The 19,906-nt window shown below is 34.5% G+C and carries 11 protein-coding genes; 2 read left to right on the forward strand and 9 right to left on the reverse strand.

Features of this window, described 5'->3' with window-relative positions; all coding sequences use genetic code 11:
* Positions 1-278: 278 nt before the first annotated feature.
* The 3 genes from yfaE to nrdA form a co-directional block, all read right to left on the reverse strand.
* Positions 279-533 carry a class I ribonucleotide reductase maintenance protein YfaE gene (gene yfaE / locus ACFFIT_RS06695; protein ID WP_385876879.1) on the reverse strand — a complete coding sequence of 85 codons (255 nt, stop codon included), beginning with the start codon at positions 531-533 and terminating at the stop codon, positions 279-281.
* 26 nt (positions 534-559) lie between these two features.
* A complete protein-coding gene (nrdB, locus tag ACFFIT_RS06700; protein WP_385876880.1) occupies positions 560-1,690 on the reverse strand; it encodes a class Ia ribonucleoside-diphosphate reductase subunit beta in 1,131 nt (376 codons plus the stop codon).
* 278 nt (positions 1,691-1,968) lie between these two features.
* Positions 1,969-4,284, reverse strand: a complete 2,316-nt coding sequence (nrdA, locus tag ACFFIT_RS06705) for a class 1a ribonucleoside-diphosphate reductase subunit alpha (protein ID WP_385876881.1) — start codon at positions 4,282-4,284, stop codon at positions 1,969-1,971.
* 286 nt (positions 4,285-4,570) lie between these two features.
* Between nrdA and recB the strand changes: the two genes are divergently transcribed.
* Positions 4,571-8,539 carry an exodeoxyribonuclease V subunit beta gene (gene recB, locus ACFFIT_RS06710; protein WP_385876882.1) on the forward strand — a complete coding sequence of 1,323 codons (3,969 nt, stop codon included), beginning with the start codon at positions 4,571-4,573 and terminating at the stop codon, positions 8,537-8,539.
* 162 nt (positions 8,540-8,701) lie between these two features.
* On the opposite strand, the gene udk is transcribed toward recB, so the two are convergent.
* Positions 8,702-9,394, reverse strand: a complete 693-nt coding sequence (udk, locus tag ACFFIT_RS06715; RefSeq protein WP_385876883.1) for a uridine kinase — start codon at positions 9,392-9,394, stop codon at positions 8,702-8,704.
* 102 nt (positions 9,395-9,496) lie between these two features.
* Positions 9,497-11,920, reverse strand: a complete 2,424-nt coding sequence (locus tag ACFFIT_RS06720) for a tRNA(Met) cytidine acetyltransferase TmcA domain-containing protein (protein ID WP_385876884.1) — start codon at positions 11,918-11,920, stop codon at positions 9,497-9,499.
* Between the two features lie 614 nt (positions 11,921-12,534).
* Between ACFFIT_RS06720 and ACFFIT_RS06725 the strand changes: the two genes are divergently transcribed.
* Positions 12,535-14,070, forward strand: a complete 1,536-nt coding sequence (locus ACFFIT_RS06725) for an insulinase family protein (RefSeq protein ID WP_385876885.1) — start codon at positions 12,535-12,537, stop codon at positions 14,068-14,070.
* A 517-nt stretch (positions 14,071-14,587) separates the two neighbouring features.
* Here ACFFIT_RS06725 and mak read toward each other — a convergent pair.
* From mak to ACFFIT_RS06745, 4 genes are all read right to left on the reverse strand, one after another.
* Complete coding sequence (mak, locus tag ACFFIT_RS06730; protein ID WP_385876886.1) at positions 14,588-15,499, reverse strand: fructokinase; 912 nt, start codon at positions 15,497-15,499, stop codon at positions 14,588-14,590.
* A gap of 68 nt (positions 15,500-15,567) precedes the next feature.
* Positions 15,568-17,097: a sucrose-6-phosphate hydrolase gene (locus tag ACFFIT_RS06735; RefSeq protein WP_385876887.1), complete on the reverse strand. Its 1,530-nt coding sequence runs from the start codon at positions 17,095-17,097 to the stop codon at positions 15,568-15,570.
* Entirely contained in the window at positions 17,087-18,508 is a 1,422-nt protein-coding gene (locus ACFFIT_RS06740) for a sucrose-specific PTS transporter subunit IIBC (protein ID WP_385876888.1), read from the reverse strand. Before ACFFIT_RS06740 ends, ACFFIT_RS06735 begins: the two co-directional genes overlap by 11 nt.
* Positions 18,509-18,582: 74 nt before the next feature.
* On the reverse strand, positions 18,583-19,728 hold the full coding sequence (locus ACFFIT_RS06745) for a LacI family DNA-binding transcriptional regulator (RefSeq protein WP_385876889.1): 1,146 nt from the start codon (positions 19,726-19,728) through the stop codon (positions 18,583-18,585).
* Between the last annotated feature and the right edge of the window lie 178 nt (positions 19,729-19,906).

The raw sequence follows: 19,906 nt of genomic DNA on the forward strand, positions 1-19,906 counted from the left end.
TCTTTTCGACCCTCAATTAATACAATGCGACTGACAGCGGCTATGCACTTATTATACAAATCCACGCAATCCAATTCTCAGAGATTGTTATAGATTGCCTGTTTATATGACTTTAATTTACCGATGCATCATTTTGCAATTGTCTCAGTTATAATGAAGCCATTTGATATATTTATCAATTGTTCTTAGTATAACTGGAATCAGAATAAATTTTTAAGAGCAAGCAATAGAATAGCTTATGTTGAGCGTTTAGAACTTAGAGTTAAAAATTCAGTAGTTCAAATTTCTAATTCCAAATCAGTTAAAGGGCGACAGCAGCACGGCAAAATCTCTTTATCATTCAAATAGGCAAGTGGTTCTGTATGATAGGCAACCTCTCCACTGACTTTTTTAGTCCTACACGCACCACAAAAGCCTTCTGTGCATTGAAATTCAATGAAAATCTCATTTTTTTTTAATGTATCAAGTAAACAAGATTCATTACTTTCATATGAAATGGTTTTATCTTGACAAAGTAATTTTATTCTACACACAGTAAGGCAATCATTCATTGTTGTATTTAGAGCTCAAAGTCTTTAAATTCAGAGGCATCAACTTCAGAATCTATTTGTCCAACAAGATAAGAACTGACTTCCACTTCTTGCGGTGCGACCTGAACATTATCAGACACTAACCAAGCATTGATCCAAGGAATCGGATTACTTTTGGCATCAAATGCCATTGGAAGTCCAACTGCTTGCATACGAATATTAGTAATATATTCTACATACTGGCAAAGTATATCTTTATTAAGTCCGATCATAGAGCCATCTTTAAACAAATATTCAGCCCAATCTTTTTCTTGCTGAGCGACTTTTAAAAAGAGATTAAAACATTCAGCTTCACACTCTTTAGCGATATCAGCCATTTGAGGATCATCTTTACCTGAACGTAAAATATTAAGCATGTGCTGTGTTCCTGTCAAATGAAGGGCCTCATCACGAGCGATTAATTTAATGATTTTAGCATTACCTTCCATTAATTCTCTTTCCGCGAAAGCAAATGAGCAAGCAAAGCTCACATAAAATCTAATGGCTTCCAGTGCATTAACGCTCATTAAACACAGATATAATCTTTTTTTAAGTTCAGTTAAATCCACATTGACGGAGTGACCATTTAAAGTATGATTGCCTTCCCCAAACTGGTGGTACAAACCTGTTAGGTGTATTAAATCATCATAATACTTAGAAATGTCATCAGCACGCTTAGAGATTTCATTGTTGGTTACAATATCATCAAAGACAATGCTCGGATCGTTCATTACATTTCTGATGATATGGGTATAAGAACGAGAATGTATCGTTTCAGAAAATGCCCAAGTTTCAACCCATGTTTCTAATTCAGGGATTGATATGATTGGAAGCAAGGCCACATTAGGGCTACGGCCTTGTATAGAATCTAACAATGTTTGGTACTTTAAATTACTAATAAAAATGTGCTTTTCATGATCTGGTAAATTATTATAATCAATTCTATCTTTAGAAACATCTACTTCTTCAGGACGCCAAAAGAATGAGAGTTGCTTTTCTATTAACTTTTCAAAAATTTCATATTTTTGTTGATCGTAACGCGCAACATTCACTGATTGACCAAAAAACATAGGTTCTAGCAATTGATCATTTTGAACTTTAGAAAACGTAGTATAAAACATTTTAAGTAATCCTCTATTTTGTATATATTGACGATTTATCGGCAAAATAATTTAATGCACACCATTATACCAGTATTTGTTATTATGAAAGCGTAGTCAGTAAAATTTGATTTTATTGAAAAATTCAGAGTTTACAAAATTATATGCACGATAATCAAAGCTAGGGGGCAGATACCAAGTTACAATAAATAATTGATGGTTATCAGGGGAATCTGTCTTTTTTTAGCTTAGAATCAACAATTAACAGCATGATAATTCGTAACGAAACACACAAGTTATCAAATTTTGCATCCGCCGCCTTCACAATCATCATCAGCATCCGAAGTCATATCTTGTAATTCAGGAAGTCTACTGTCATGGATATCTTCTTGAACGTCATCAGCACCATCACGTGTATTATGATAATAAAGCGTTTTAAGGCCAAATTTATAGGCTGTTAATAAATCATTCATTAACTGTTTCATTGGTACTTTTTCACCAGGGAAACGTCTAGGATCATAATTAGTATTTGATGAAATAGCTTGGTCGACAAACTTTTGCATGATGGCGACTAGCTTTATATATCCTTCATTACTAGGCATATCCCATAACAATTCGTATTGTTCTTTCAATCTTTCATATTCAGGAACAACTTGCTTTAAAATGCCGTCTTTTGATGCTTTTATGCTTATGTGTCCTCTTGGTGGTTCTATGCCATTGGTCGCATTTGATATCTGCGAAGAGGTTTCTGATGGCATTAAAGCAGAAAGAGTCGAGTTTCTTAATCCATGAGCTTTAATATTTTCTCTTAATGTTTCCCAATCTAAATGAAGAGATTCCTGGCAGAAGGTATCAATATTTTTTTTGTAAGTATCAATAGGTAAAATACCTTTGGAATAGGTAGTTTGATCAAACCAAGGACATGCGCCAAATTCTTTCGCTAAGTTGTTTGATGCTTTGAGCAAATAATATTGAATTGCTTCGAATGTTTTATGAGTTAAGTGGTTAGCACTACCATCAGAATAACGCATGCCATTTTTTGCTAAATAGTAGGCGAAATTAATGACCCCAATTCCTAATGTTCTTCTTCCTATAGAGCCACGACGAGCAGCGGCTAAAGGGTAGTCCTGATAATCTAATAGTGAATCAAGAGCTCTGACAGCTAAATCAGCAAGATTTTCTAATTCATCTAAAGAGTCAATTGCTCCAAGGTTAAATGCTGATAAAGTACATAAAGCAATTTCTCCTTCAGGATCGTTAATATCATTAGATGGGTTAGTAGGTAAAGCAATTTCAAGACATAAGTTAGATTGTCTGACGGGCGCTACTTTCGGATCGAATGGGCTATGGGTATTGCAATGATCGACATTTTGAATATAAATTCGGCCTGTTGACGCTCTTTCTTGCAGCATTAAAGAAAACAGATCAACAGCTTTAACTTGTTCTTTTCTGATGGTAGTGTCTTGTTCGTATAGTTTATACAAACGTTCAAATTCCTCTTGATCGGCAAAAAATGCGTCATAAAGACCTGGTACATCTGAAGGACTAAATAGTGTAATCACATCATTTTTTATAAGACGTTCATACATTAATTTATTTATTTGCACGCCATAGTCGAGATGACGAACTCTGTTTTGTTCAACGCCGCGGTTATTTTTAAGCACTAAAAGACTTTCAACCTCAAGATGCCAAAGAGGATAGAAAAGTGTTGCAGCCCCTCCTCTAACTCCGCCTTGAGAACATGATTTTACGGCAGTTTGAAAATGCTTATAAAATGGAATGCACCCTGTATGAAAAGCTTCTCCGCCTCTAATAGAACTACCAAGTGCTCTGATTCTACCTGCATTAATGCCTATTCCAGCTCTTTGTGACACATATTTCACTATAGAGCTCGCTGTTGCATTGATTGAATCTAAACTGTCGTCACATTCAATAAGCACACATGAACTGAATTGTCTTGTTGGGGTTCTTACACCAGACATGATGGGTGTAGGTAAAGAAATTTTAAATGAAGATACTGCATCATAAAAACGTTTAACATAATCAAGACGAGTGTCTCTGTCGTAGTTTGCAAATAGACAAGCGGATACTAATATGTACAAGAATTGTGCGCTTTCATAAATTTCGCCCGTCACACGATTTTGCACTAAATATTTTCCTTCTAATTGCTTGACCGCAGCATAAGAAAAATTCATATCTCTTTCATGATCTATGTATTTATCAAGGATATCTAATTCTTCCTTAGAATAATCTGCTAGAATATGTTTATCATACTTACCCATATTGACTAATTTATAAACATGATCATATAGTGAAGGAGGAGTGAATTCACCGTATGCTTTTTTGCGCAGATGATATATTGCTAAGCGTGCTGCAGCATATTGATAGTCAGGTGATTCTTTTGAAATAAGATCGGCTGCAGCCTTAATCAATGTCTCATGAATGTCAGAGGTTCTGATTCCATCATAGAATTGAATTCTCGCTTTCAACTCTATCTGAGAAGCCGAGACATCTTTTAGATTTTCTGTCGCCCATTTTATTACGCGATGAATTTTATCTAAGTTAATCTTTTCTTTTCTGCCGTCACGTTTTGTGACCATAAGAGTATGAGTCATGATTTAGCCTTGCCAATAGTATAGGGTTTATTAGTAAAAGTAAGTGTTTATTCGGATAGTGGGTAGTTTTATTAAAGACACTATATGTAGTGTTTTTGCTTGCCTAAGACAACAAGATAGAGTGTTTTTAAAATTTTTTCAAGCGTATTTTTTTATAAAAAAAGCTTGACTTCCTTCAAGCGTAAATGACTATTAGCTTTTTTTAGAAAAAATTTTTAAAAAAAAATTGCCTAAAAATTTTAAAATAACTCTTGATTTTATCAATATAAATCCAGCAGGAGCTTTCATGGCGGTTACTCAAAAAAAGAACAATTCCACTGTAATGATGCAATCTTTAGATCCTTTTACTGTTGAGTTAGATGGAACTATATTGATAGAAGCTTCAGCTGGAACAGGAAAAACTTATACCATTTCGCTTTTGTATTTAAGATTGTTACTCGGTATTCGTGAAAGTAATGTTTTTACATTCCCCTTAAGTGTAGAGAAGATTTTAGTTGTTACTTTTACTAAAGCGGCTACAGAAGAATTAAAGTCACGAATTCGTGCGAATATTCATGAATTAAGAATTGAATGTATAAGACATCATGCTTCACCTCTTTTAACTCAAAAATCAAGATTTACTCCGATACTCGATCAATTGGTTTTACAAAATCGGCTTGCTGAGGCGATTGACATTTTGTTACTTGCTGAACAGGAGATGGATAAAGCGTCTATCTTTACCATTCATGGCTTTGCGCAAAAAGCTTTAAATGAACTTGCCCTAGAGTCTAATAACTTGTTTAATTTGACGTTGCTTGAAAATGACAGCGCATTGGTTCGTCAGGTTGTAGAAGATTTTTGGCGGACAATTTGCTATCAGGTGACAGAGCGCTTTCATCATGCTATTTTAAATTGTTTCAAATCACCTTCTGAATTGCAAGGCTACATTAAAGATTTTTTATCTGGAAATCTTCCTGAATATTTAGATGAAATAGTCAAAAGTCAACCCCTTAATTCAGAACAATTGTCTGCTAATAGTAATAATAAAACTTCAATCTATACTAAAGAGCAGTTTGATCAATATTCTACGCTAAAGGAAAAAATACTATTTTTACAAGAGAACTATTTGAGTTTAGAAGTAAATTCAGTTGAACCCCTCAAGAAAGCGTGGCGTGAAGCAATCAATTCCCCTACGTCAGAATTAAATGCATTAATCGCAAATTATTCTTGCTTGAACGGTCGAAGTTTTCCTGCAGGTAAAATAGAGTCCTTAGTGGATGAGATGAACAATTGGGTGGTTTCGCCTGCAATCGCTTCACCACCTAAAGATATAGCAAGTCTTGGACAAGAAAATTTAATAAACAAAACGAAAAAAAATTTTAATCCTCCAAAAATGCGACTTTTCGAATTAATCGATGAGTACTTAGCCCTTAATTTATCTGATTTTTTAAAGGCCAATTTATTAAAACTTGCTACATTAACGATTGGAGAAAGTTATAGTCAACTCAAAACAAAAGAAGGGATCTTAACGTTTGATGACTTAATTTTTCGACTAGACTGCGCAATTCAAAAGGATGATACGCATGAACTCAAGCGTTTGATCCAAGAACAGTACCCGGTAGCATTAATTGATGAGTTCCAAGATACGGATTTTAATCAATTTAGCATATTCTCATCACTCTATAGTTCATCCTTTCAAAAGGATCATTTGCCATTATTAATTTTGATAGGGGATCCTAAACAAGCCATTTACTCTTTTCGCGGTGCTGATATCTATGCATATATGTCAGCAAAAAAAGAGACTACCAGGCACTATACACTAGACACAAATTATCGTTCTTCGCCTAAAGTGATCGACTCAGTGAATGCCTTATTTAGTGCAGAAAAATCTCCTTTTTTGTTTGAGGAGATCCCTTTTCTTAAAGTCAAAAAGGCAAAGGAGAATAATAATTTAGAGTTTGTTGTTGAAGGAGAGTCTCAGCCTGGCCTTGGTTTATTAGTCTCAGATGAACTATTGTCTTTAAATGAATATAAGCAAGAGATGTCAGAAAAAGTAGCAAACATCATTGCGAACTGGTTAAATTTAGCTAGAGAGGGCAAGGCCTATTTTATTGATAAAAATGGCCTTACCAAAAATCTTGATGTCAGTGATATTTGCATTATTGTGAGGAGTAAACCTGAATCAGACTATATCAATGAGTCATTAAGTAAAAGAGGGATTCAAAGCGTATATTTGTCTGGTGAAACCTCTGTATTTAAAACCGATTTAGCTATAGATGTTTTAAGATTATTAAAAGCCATTAATATGCCTAGTAATGATAAGCTTCTACTTGAGGCCTACGGTTCGGGATTATTCCAAAAAAATGCTAAGGAAATATTTGAATTAAGAGAAAATGACGAATTTCTCGAAGCATTAATGGTTAAGTTTAAAGGCTACCATGATAAATGGCTTCAAAATGGTATAATGGCCGTACTTCGTGCTATTTTACTTGATTATGATTTGGCTAAAGCGTGGCAAGCAGCAGGATTAGGAGAAAGAATTTTATTAGACTACTTGCATTTAGCCGAGCTATTGCAATCAATTGAGTCAAATTTCGAAAGTGGTTTTGAGTTGATTAATTGGCTTGTAGAGCAAACACAAAAAACCACCTTAGCTAAAGATGACTTTCAACTAAGGCTAGAGAGCAACAAAAACTTAATTAAAATAATTACTATTCATAAATCAAAAGGTCTCGAATTTCCAATTGTTGTCCATCCTTTTGCAATGTTGTTTCACTCGCTTGATAGTGGTGATAAGGCTAAAATATTGGCCTATGTTCATGAAGATTTGCATATGAAAGTTACCGATGTTTCTGTTGAGCCATCTAAGCAAAAATCTCAGGCCATTGAGTATGAATTACTGACAGAAAATATTCGCTTATCTTATGTCGCTTTGACACGTGCAAAATATCACTGCGTGATTGGACTCAGCCATTTAATGAAAGCTAAAAACTCGAAAGAAGATAAGGCGATTACTTTTTCAACAAGTGTAGGGCATTTATTACTTAATGGACATAAGATGGCTTCTAACACTGAAGATAAAGAGTGTGCATTACCTAGATTTAATGAATGTATAGAATCACTTATTTTGCGCAGTAAAGAGGGGGAATCTACTTCTATCGAATTGATCAATAATATTAAATATACTGAATTAAAGTCTTTAGATGCAGAGTCGCCCTTGAATGAAAAATTAGTTTTAAAGCAATTTACACGACAACTGAAAGAAAATTGGAGGATATCAAGTTATTCAAGTCTAATCTATTTATCTAAAACAACCCAAACCACTTATGAACCGAAGATAACACATAAATTCGAGGAATTATTGGGCAATGAAATACGCAATATAGAGAATGGGCTTGAGCATACTGATGATATTCTCCTTAACAAAAATCAGCAACTAAATGCATTTTCATTTCCCCGCGGCTCTAGGCCTGGAATTTTTTTACATAGCCTTTTAGAAGATTTAGAAAAATATTTAGGAGATGATGACTCTCATCAAATCGCTTGGCAGGCAATTTTTGAGGAATTTAATCACTATTTTTCAAAGCATAATCCTTCCCAGCTGATTGATTTGAATGTTTGGCAAAAACCTCTATATGAGTGGCTGTTATCTATTTATAACTATCAATTACCAGTTGCTCATGTTGCTTTATCTGCAATCCCTAAGGCGCATCAGCTCAAAGAGTTGCATTTTCATTTATCAATACGAAAAAGTGTCAGTTCAAAAGAGTTAAATTATTTGCTCAATTCTTATGATCAACTTTCAAGTAAATCTAAAGAACTTAACTTTGCTGATGTTGAGGGAATGCTTCAGGGGTTTATAGATTTAGTTTTTGTCCATAATAATAAATATTATATTGTGGATTACAAATCCAATTATTTAGGAGACGATATTAATGATTATAACCAAGAAGCATTAGAGCAAGCCATGATTTTGCATAGGTATGATTTACAATATCAATTATATACATTAGCCCTACATAGATTTTTAAGGCATAGGTTAAGCGCATATGACTATGATACGCATTTTGGTGGCGTTTATTACCTATTCATAAGAGCATTAGATAAGAATATTCAGTTAGATTCATCTCCTATCCCGTTAAATAGTGGGACTATGGAAACAATAGTAAGTTGTGAACAAATAACAAAAAAAGAAGAATTCTGTAGTGGTATTTTTTATAATAAACCTAAAAAAGAACTTATTGAAGGGTTAGATAAGTTATTTAGTGGTAGATAGCTGATATTTTGTTAATTTAGCTCTCCCTACATTCATGAGATTTTGGTAGGGTGAGCTATCATTAGATTGAATGACTGAATTAAAAAATAAAATTTTGAAATTAAATTAATTACAACGTGAGTTAATCCATTCTTTTTATATTAAGAGTAGACTAGTCTCAGCTTAGTTGATAAAAAATGTTTTTATTTGAGCTTTAAGCATTTCGATAGCCCGTCTATTTTTTCCGCCTTTAGGGATAATTACATCTGCAAATTGTTTTGAGGGATCTATAAATTGCAAATACATGGGTCTAACAGTAGCACGGTATTGTGCGATGACAGATTCCATTGAACGCCCACGTTCATTCATGTCCCTTTGCATGCGTCGAATTAAACAAATATCTAGAGGGGTATCAACGAATATGGAAAAATTAAGTGCATCTCTAATTCTTTTATCCGTAAGTAATAATATTCCTTCGATAATTATCACTCTTTTTGATGTAAATGTTTTGGTCTCTTTTTTGCGAGTGTGAGTAACATAATCGTATTGAGGGATCTCTACAGCATTACCCGCTTTGAGGGAATTCAAATGTTGAATTAAAAGGTCATGATCCATTGCGTTTGGGTGGTCATAATTTGTTTTTATTCTGTCTTCAAAAGTTAAGTGATCTTGACACTTATAGTAACTGTCTTCTGCGATGATGTCGATCCATTCTTTACCTACATCTGCTTTTAACTCTTTGTATAATGTATCTGCAAGTAAGGTTTTTCCAGATGCTGAAGCCCCTGCAATACCTATGATGATACAAGAAGAATGAGTTGAGGCATGGCTGTCTATTTGCGAGTTGGATGATTTTGGATCAAAAGATGATGGCATGTCGTTATAACCTGTAGAAATTGTAAAAAAAGCGTAACAGCAAGCCAGAGTGCAAACTGTTAGATTATTTGCGAAGATTATCCTATGAATTAAGAGTATCTATTATTCTATTATAAAAGAAGTTGAATCGCTTATCCAATGATTAAAATTAATAACATCATTATAAAAGTATTCATTAAGAAAAATGCCTACTATTTTTCTTAATTGTTGAGTTTGACTTTTGGTAGGGAATTCACCATTTTCGATGAACTGATCCCAAAAGTCTTTGAACACCTTGGGTAAAAATAATGAATTCTCGGTCAAAAGGTAGATAAATGCAGGTAGGGTTGTCAAGAATGTTTTATGATGAAATGCAAAAGCGCATAAACAATAGATAGGGTGATATTCAAAACGTGTAGGTTTATTGGCTAATTCATTGTTTAATTGATTGTTTAATTCATGCTGGTATGTGTGTGTGTTAGATGAGAGTCTTTCAATTAAATCAGACAAGTGAGTAAATATACCGTATTTAGTAGGCGAAGTTAATTTTTTAATAACATCGCAATAGGCGTTAAAATAGTTTATGCAGTGTACTGTTTCACTTATGCCTACAGATGAAATAGGGTATAGCATCATCACACTTGGCTCGCCGCTACTAGCATCCGCGCGATGACTTATGTGTACAAGAGTAAACCCTTGTTTCAACCAAAACTCGAATAACTCATTTTCAAAACCGAAACTCACCGAAACATAGTCAATATCTAACTGCTTCGCCTCAGAGATAATTTTTTTGACCAATTGTGAAGCTAAGCCAACTCTTCTGTAAAAAGGGAGTACACCAATTCGGCTTATTCTCATTCCTCTAAGTGAGGGAAATATAGGGTTGTTAGCATGTGTAGCTAGTGATTGAGCTACCAAATTGGCTTTAGGTCTTCTTTCTCCTAACCAGATTTTTTTTGCTAAATCAATAGATGCTCCGCCTTCAAATAAAACCCAAGATGCTGCTTTAATTGGAAGAACATCCAGGTTTTTAATCGCATCAGCACTTTTTAAAGTCTTATCTGAAGCAATAAAAAAGCATTGATTTTGTCCGTCTAATAAGCGCCTTAAATCATTTGGCGTTGTTTGGTAATGAATGTGTTTAAAGAAATAATAAAGGGTTTGAGCTAAAGATAATAAATGAATATCAAAATTTTTGATAATCGAAAAATTAATTTTTTTTAAGTGATTATTGATTAATTCATTATTATTATTCTGTAATGCGTTACTTAAGGTGATATCCTTCCTAGAGGAACATTGAAACGAACTTGTTTTTGATTGCTTAAACATAGAGTTATCTTTTAGATTTTCTAGAGATGTGGCATTATATTTTTGGCAAGCATTCAGTTGAGCAGTGGCTTTTTTGAAGAGCGCTGGAAGTGCTGAAGAATTAGCTATCATCAACGATTCTGAAAGCCGATTCAGAGGACAATGTAGACTAAAACGAATAGGTTGATTTAGCGTTTGATAATTAATTTTATTGCTGATGTTTGCTAGTTTAACCTTTAAGGCTTGACCGCTGCCCTCATAGCCATCTAATGTAGTAACTAAAAGTACCTTATTAAAGTAAGGTATCCATTTTTTTATGGAACTAAAAGAGATCATTGCAGCTTCGTCTATGATAAGCCATTCAGAATAAGGATAATTTGCTGAGTTTTGAATATGATAATCTATGCTTTTATCTACCACCTCAGGTGCCAGAAAATACTCACTCATATCTAAACCATTTGGAATATGCCATTGCTTGTGTTTTTCATTAGCTTGATAGAGCGATTTTCTGTTGCCCGTCAATAAAAGTCGCTTATTTTGATGAATTAAAAAATAGATAAGATGATGTAGAGTGAATGTTTTTCCTCTACCTCGTTTTGCACTTAAGAGTATGATTTGTTCATCGGAATTAATTATAGCATTAAAAATAGCGCCTTGTTCTTTAGTTAATTGCCCATTTCTAGGGAGCGAAAAGGGATCGTGGCAGAAATTATTTACATGTTGGCCCAAAGAAGAGGGTAAATCATTCCAATTAAAAGTGGCTGCATCAATCTGGATACAAGCTTTAATTTTGTCAAGAATCGAATAAAGAAACGCATTAAATATTGGCGCTGATATGAAGTAATCTGCCTCATGGTAGTTGAAATTGAACCAGCTACTTGCCGAGTTATCATTTATGGTATTGATAACTGATTTTGGAGGAATGAATAAAAAAAAGAGGCTTGTACTTGTTAATTTTCCTATTAAAGCAAGGAATCCTTTTAAATGAATTCCCTTAGTAGCATTAACAATAACATGTTTTGTTTCTTTGCCTAATGATTTGATTTGGTTTTGCATTACTAATTGCGAGGAGCAGTCAATAATTTCATATGTCATGTTATTAGACATCAGGACTTTTTCAAGGGCAAAAATATGCTGGTGAACAGAATCTGGTAGACTGTGGCAAATAATTGGAAGCCTAAACCCTGAATATTCGAGGCGAGTTAAAAATTGAAAGTCAGTCACATAATTCCCAAGCAATTACTATCCTAAAAATAAAGTTCATCTTAACAGTTTTTAAGTGCAAAAAACAAGGAAAAACCATAACCTTGAATGCTAATAAATGCCAATAAATGCTAATAAATGCCAATAAATGCTAAATTCATTAAACGTAAAACTATCCCTATATAATTAAGTCAAACTGGTTTAAACAAGATACAAGTATACAGTGTTCTTAACCTGATATAAGCTGTGCGGCTTCGGTATAATGATTACATCATCAAAATTCAATCAAACAGTTGCCAAAATAGTCAAATGAAAAGAATTCAAACAATTTCAAGTCTGAACGATACACTATTTTTTAATCTTCAAAATGCACTGTGTTATAATGACTTGACAGGAAATAGTTTTATTTTTAGTCGATAAGAACTTAAAATATTAGCATAGAAATACTGATACAAGTAATTTTCTTCAAAAGATGAGGTTATGCTAAGTAAATCATAAAAACTATAATTTAAAACCAACTTCTTAATGCGTTACTTATAAGACGTGTTATGATATACCCATATAAATGTCATAAAAAACAGATAAAAAAATCAAAAAATTGTATTATGGCAGTACCAAATTGAATGAAAAACATTAAAAAGAGGGTTGTTATGACAAGAGTCCTAATACCAAATAAAATCGTCAAAAGAATCAATCATATTTTTATTCGCTTAAACGTTTTAACTCATACAAAAAAGATAGTAAAAAAAGTTTCCCCTACGGCTAAAAATGGACTTAAAACCGTTCTATTTAGCACATTTACCTTACTCTTTTTCTCTAATGCTATAGCGAAACCTTTAAATTCTGATCCAGCCTGGTCTAAGCAAGTTTTTGAAAATGGATTCACTTTATATTCTACACAAGCAACTCAAAGACCTAATGATCCTGTTGAATTACGCTTAGTCATTTCAGCAGGAACACTTTTAGAATCATTAGATGAAAAAGGGGCTTTAACTACGCTATTGTCCTCGAATATTGCTAAACAAAAAGGAACTCTTGAGTATTTTAGTGCGGACAGTCAACCACTAGTCACTCTTGGCTATGATGAAGTGATTATTAGCATGAAGGTTCGAGAAAATGGCTCTAATGAGTCTGTTAAATCAGCTATCCAGATGATGAATCAACTAATAAGTTTTGATGAAAACACTATTATTGAACAACCTATCTCAAAAATAGAACAAAGTCATTTGATGGTAACTAAGCCATTAAATCCAAGAGATACATTTTGGTTGAATCGAATCCATGATTCTGTATTAGTTGGAGCTGAACCCTCATTAGAAAGTTTTTTACTTGAGAGGGAAAAAATTGAAAAATTCCACTCAAGCTGGATTACTCCTGATGCAATGAAATTATTCGTTGCAGGGAAAATTGATAATCGAATTCTTACAGAAGAAATTAATAAAAGTTTTGCTAAACTAACCGGAGTGCGTGGAAAAAATGCACCGGTGGCCGTTTTACAACCTCTGCGTGGAGGAGCTATTTTAGCTACGGTCAAAGAAGATTCAGTTACACTTAAACCTGCTTTAGAACATCCTATCATTTCTCTTTATTGGGACAGCCAGTGGCAACCCATTAAATCGTCTAGAGCCTTAGAAAAGTGGTGGGAGATGGAATTAGCAAGAGAAGCAATTTTTACCCGAATCAATAAAGAGCTTGGCGTTGAGAATAATGATAAACTCAAACTTAATATTGATTGTAATGTTGCCTTCCAGCGCCAGTTATGTGGTATTGGTATCAGTTATCCTCAAAACGAGTTACTGAATAAATTTCAAGTGTTTTTAAATCAACTGGTTGTTCTTGAAGAAAAAGGAATAACCGATGAAGAGTTTAAAAAACTTATCAATTTAAAAACTGAAGCTCTGGCTAATCTATTTGCGACTTATGCTAAAACAGAGCTGTCCACATTAATTGATAACAAAATTCAGGCTGAACAAAATGGGATACAAGACATATCTCTTGAAGATTATCAACAATTACGACAAGCGTATCTTGGCTCTGTGTCTAAGGAAAGCATTAATTTGGCTATATCTAAATTTTTATCTCAGGAGGCAACAATATTGATTCGTGAAAATGAGGACAGTGATGCATTAGATCCTGCTGTTTTCTTACAAAAATATCAATCAACTCTCTTTCCTAATTCTAAATAGCATAAATGCTGACAGAAGAATAAGTTGCACTAGCGTCTTAATCTTCTGTCGATTAATTTAATAAAAATTTAATGTTTATGTGTGTTTAATTATCTCATGCAATTAGCTATATACTCTTAGGCTTTGGTATAAAGAAGGATCTTTTTTTCTTTCTATTAAAATAGCCCATTTCTAGTCGATAAAATTTCATGTTGCTCACTTTTCGTATATAACTTGTGTTTTTGAGACTTCTTACACTTAGTCAAATGACATTAAAATATTGGACTTAAGTTGCAGGCGTAGTTGTGTTCTCACTTCCGTTCAGTTGGTTTTAAGTAATGCTAAAACCTGCACCTCGATATCAATTGTGTATATACAGAGAAAAGAGTAATGCTATGCTTGCATTCATGCTATTATGAAGTCTTTCCTGAATTAAAAATGTAAATTTGACTTAGATTCATATTTTTACTCTGTTGAAGATAATGAATGATTTAAAATAACTCAATAGAAAATAAAAACCATTCAGTAAAGATTATGATCATTCTTTAGGCCAAAGCCAAGCTGCACCTCTGACTCCGCTCGAATCGCCATGCTGTGCTTTAAGAATTGGGGTTTGAAATTCTCCGCCAAAAACCCAAGGCAAAATTAGGTCTGGCAAGGCATCATATAGTTTATCTATGTTACTCATACCGCCACCCAGCACAAATACATCTGGATCAAGTTGATTGATTACCTGTGCAATTGCTTTTCCAAGTCTGATTTGATAATTTTCAAATGCTTTGGAGGCAATAGGGCAATTTTGTTCAACTTTTTCCATTATAAGTCTTCCATTAATTCTTGGGCCATTAGAAAGACGCTGATAATCATTCATAAATCCTGTACCTGAAATAAAAGTTTCAATACAGCCTCTTTTCTGACAGTAACATAAAGTATCGTCACTGTAAGCAATGTCATCAGAATTCATCCAAGGTAATGGATTATGTCCCCATTCGCCGGCATTACCATTTGCACCAGAGTGAACTTTTCCATCAATTGCAATACCGGCACCACAACCAGTACCAATAATAATAGCAAATACGGTATTTTTACCTTGGCCAGCGCCATCAGTCGCTTCTGAGACAGCAAGGCAATTAGCGTCGTTAGCAACCCTTATCTCCCTATTGAGTCTTAATGATAGATCTTTATCAATTGCATGGCCATTTAGCCAGGTTGAGTTAGCATTTTTTACTTTACCCGTGAAAGGAGAAATAGTCCCTGGCATCCCTAGACCAACAGTACCTTTCAGATTTGTTTCATGTTCAGTAAGATTAACTAAATGAACCAAAGCATCAATCGTTTTATTATAATCACCTTGCGGAGAGTCTATGCGATGTCTGAAAATTTCAATTCCATTATCTGCTAATGCAATGACTTCTACTTTTGTGCCACCTAAATCTATCCCAATTCTCATTATATGTACCTTATACTATTATTGTAAAAGCAAAATGTGACTAATACTTAAGTCAAAGAGTTCTGTATTTAGTATTGCCATAGTGTCATTTTAGCATGTCTCCCATTCCAAATAAGATTGTTATTTTCAGGAAATGATGGAAAATGTCTAAGCGACGCTACACTTTCCCCTTCATTAATAAAAACTTCGAGAGAGGAATAATCGCCAAACACCTGAATATGAGTTAAAGGTTTTGAAAGGTAGAGTTTCCGTGTTGTGCCATATTCGGTTGCAAAGACAATCCCTGCATTTGTTCTATCAATTATGAAGCATTGTATTTTGGCATCATAACGGAGGATGAGTTGTTGGGTATTTTCTTCTTTACTAGCGTTAAATTCAGGACTACTTGCATAGAGAACCAGTTGAAAATTTGTAAATCCATTTAAGCAGGATGCCTCTAATTCAAATGTCTGGCAGCGACCTAAGAATGTATCTTCGACTATTTCGTTGTGAAATAAACGATTTTTCCTTAAATTGACCAGCTCTTTTATTGGTTTTTGTACTATTTTTCCGTTACAAAGATAAAGTTCTCTAGGTAAAGTCATGCAGTGTGCCCAACCATCCTTATCAGTTGGGTACGCTATTTCAGGAAGTCCCATCCAAGCAAATAAAATTCTTCGACCATCTGGCGCTGTAGTCGTTTGGGGGGCATAGAAATCAAAGCCAAAATCTAACTCCTCAAACTCACCATGAACGAAAGATAAACTGTGCAAATTGATCTGTGATCCTACAATATACCCCGATTGATAGATATTTTGATACTTATATTCTTGTGCCTCTATTCCCTGAGGTGAAAAAATTAAAATACCATGGGTTTCACCAGCAAAGTCTAAAGTAAAATAATCAGGACATTCCCACATATAACCAAAATCATCTAGTTGGGTTTGTATTTCCCCAAGCATTTTCCACTCTATGCCATCACGAGATGAGTAGATTACGGCTGTTCCTTTATAATTTATTGAACTTTGCGCACCAATTATTGCGTAAAATGTATTATCCTCGTACCATACTTTAGGATCCCTAAAGTGCTCAGTGTAGCCACTGGGAATAGAAGAGATCGCCTCATTAACAGTATAGATAAAACCATCTGAATCTAATTTTGCAATTACCTGCGAGCAGCTTCTTTGCCAATTGGTATCCCTTCTATTAGCAGTATAAAAAAAATGTAACTCTTCATTTAGGATAAAGGCACTTCCGGAGTAAGCCCCATGAGAATTGATTGCTTCATTCGGGACTAAAGCTACGCCACAATCAATCCAATCAATTAAATTTTTTGATTTAACGTGGTACCAATGCTTAAGTCCGTGAACTGGTCCTAGAGGAAACCACTGATAAAATAAGTGATAATATCCCGCAAAAAAGCAAAAACCATTTGGATCATTCATTAATCCGCAGGTAGGCTGAATGTGGTAACCAAGTCGCCATGGCGCATTCGTGACCCTTGTTTTTAGGGTTTCAAGGAAAAAAGCACTAACTTCTGTCAGTGGTGTGTACCGAATTTCTCTATCCCATTCAATTTTCTGGTTTATGCTGCTAAATTGTGTTTTTTTATTGTTCATTAGACTGCCTTTTGAGTTTTTTAGCAAAAAGAAAAGTTAAGCTAAAAGAAATTCCAAATGCAATGAACATTCCTATCACATAAGAAATAAGTGAATGGGGTGCAATCGAAATGATGCCAGGGAGTCCCGCGGCCCCAAGTGCGACAGCAAGTACATCCTGATAAGCAATAAAGGCACAAGCAAATCCAGAACCAATAATAGCAGCATAAAAAGGATAGCGTAATTTAAGATTAACCCCAAACATGGCAGGTTCAGTGATGCCTAGGAGTGCTGAAAAACCTGATGCTGAGGCAACACTTTTCATTTTTACTTCTTTAATAAGAAAAAATGTGGCCAGTGCGGCTGCACCTTGAGCTACATTTGACATAGCAGCTATTGGAAAAATGAATGATCCACCAGTTTCACTTATGTTAGCTAATAATTGCGTTTCTAATGCAATAAAACTATGGTGCATCCCTGTAATTACTATCGGCGCATAAAAAAATCCAAATAAAAATCCGCCTATAGCCCCGAGAGAATTAAAAAGCCATAAAATGCCAAACATTATCCATTCTCCTAATTCTCTAGTGATAGGACCTAGTAGAGTAAATGTTAATATTCCTGTAACCAGAAGAGCGAAAAGAGGTGTTAATAACATATCAAGTGCCGCAGGAATAAAACGCCTGAAACATTTTTCAAAGAAAGCTAGCACATAAGAGGCAACCAATACAGGCAATACTTGTCCCTGATAGCCTAATTTTTCAATTTGAAAGCCATACACATCCCAGTACGGAATAGCAGTTGCACTATTTGCCACGTAAGCATTCATTAAGTCAGGGTGAACCATAATCATGCCAAGTGCTGCACCAAGATAGGCATTTCCCCCAAATCTTTTTGTTGCTGAAAAACCTATGAGAACTGGTAAAAAAACGAATGCTGCATTAGCAAAGGTATTGATCATGCTAGCTAAATCTGTGAGAGCTGGGGTTTTATCTATTAATGATTCACCTGCATAAAAAAGATCTTTTGCAGTCAGAATATTATTGAGTCCCATCAACAGACCACCTGCCACAATAGCAGGAATTATGGGAACAAAAATATCTGATAACATTTTTACAAAGCGCTGCACTATATTCAGTTTTTCAAAGCTTGCGGTTTTGACGTTTTCTGTTGACATCTCACCTAGATCCAATTGTTTACTCAGCATATTATAAACCAGATTGACTGTGCCTGTGCCTAAGATCACTTGATATTGTCCACCTGTCGAAAAGGTCGCTTTTACCATGTCTATGGCGTTAATTTTTTTCTCATCAATTAACGTCTCATCTTTTATAACCAGTCTTAGGCGTGTAGCACAATGTGAAGCAGCCTGTATGTTGGACGCGCTGCCTAGCGCAGTAATAAGTTGTTGTGTTGCTAGTTCAATATTCACATGAAGCCCTCATTTAGTAGTGGACGAAAATTATAAAAGCTTTACTTTTAATTTATGGAATCGGTTCCATAAATTTACTTCTTCTTGTCACTAATGTCAACACTCTGGCGTTTTTTTAACGTAAATGTAGTACACAGTTGATGAGAATCAAGCTGGCATCCATGTGAAATGTTCTCTTTTTCAGCTGATGATAAATACAGAGCAGCAGCTGAGTTGGTAAATGTTTTTTTTAACTGAAGATAAGGATCATTTTCTTGCTTATTTGTTGTTTGACCAATCGTTTTATCTTGAGATAGCAAAATATACCTAAGCTTAAATGCTGCGATTTGTCCTGCCTCATAAAAGGGCAATTCAATGGTTGTTAATGAGGGATGAAGCATTTGAGTAAAGTCATATCCACCAAAACCAGTAAGACTAATGTCATTTGGGATCCTTATTTTCGCTTCAGACAAAGCTTTATAAGCCCCAAGAGCGATATTGTCTGTTGCACATAATAAAAGCGTGTAATTACTTTGTGCGTTGATTATTTTTTTCGTTAATTCATAGGCATCTTGCAGACTAAAAGAACAGAAATATCTCGTTAAGCTAATATCAGCTTCATCGAAGGATTTTTTAAAACCTAGCCATCTATTCAGACCTACTGCTAAGTCTTTTTCTTCTACACCAAGATATGCTATTTCTTTATGACCAAGTGATTTACAGTATTGACCTAATGAAAAGGCACCATCAAAATCTGGATAAGCAATATAAGGCAAAGTGGGATGAGTTTGACCTAAAAGTAAAATAGGAATGTTGGCTGATTCTAATTGATTAATGATTTTATGATGCCTTTTAGAAATAGCTGAAGCCAGCCAAACGATACCAGCTAGTTTTTGTTTACTTAAATTGTCCAATGCTTCGATTTCTCTATCAATTGATTGACTACAATTAATAACAAGCATCTGCATATTTACCGCATTGAGAGCATCATCCAATCCCATCAGCGTTCTCGATACAGCATAAGAGTCGATTCTTGGAATGACGACTCCAACCACTTTACGCTGTTTTGATTTTAAATTTTGAGCTGTTTGATTAGGGCTAAATCCTGTTGTTCGAATGATATTTTCAATTTGCAGTCGAGTTTTTTCACTGACATACCCGCCATTTAAATAGCGAGAAACAGTGCTTTTGGCAACACCAGCCATAAGAGCAATGTCATTGATATTATATGTTTTTCCCATTTGAAGTTTGTCCTAGACTAAATTAAATACGAGGAAATAGATTCATTATACACCATAAGACAACGGCCTTTCTTTATCATAACACCTTATGCTGAGTCAGTAATTAGACATCCTTAACTATGAATCAGTAGAACTAAGCTAATTTTTAATAAGATGAGTGCGTGATAAAAAAAGATTT

Source organism: Thorsellia kenyensis (assembly GCF_042432445.1).
Taxonomy (GTDB): Bacteria; Pseudomonadota; Gammaproteobacteria; order Enterobacterales; family Thorselliaceae; genus Thorsellia; species Thorsellia kenyensis.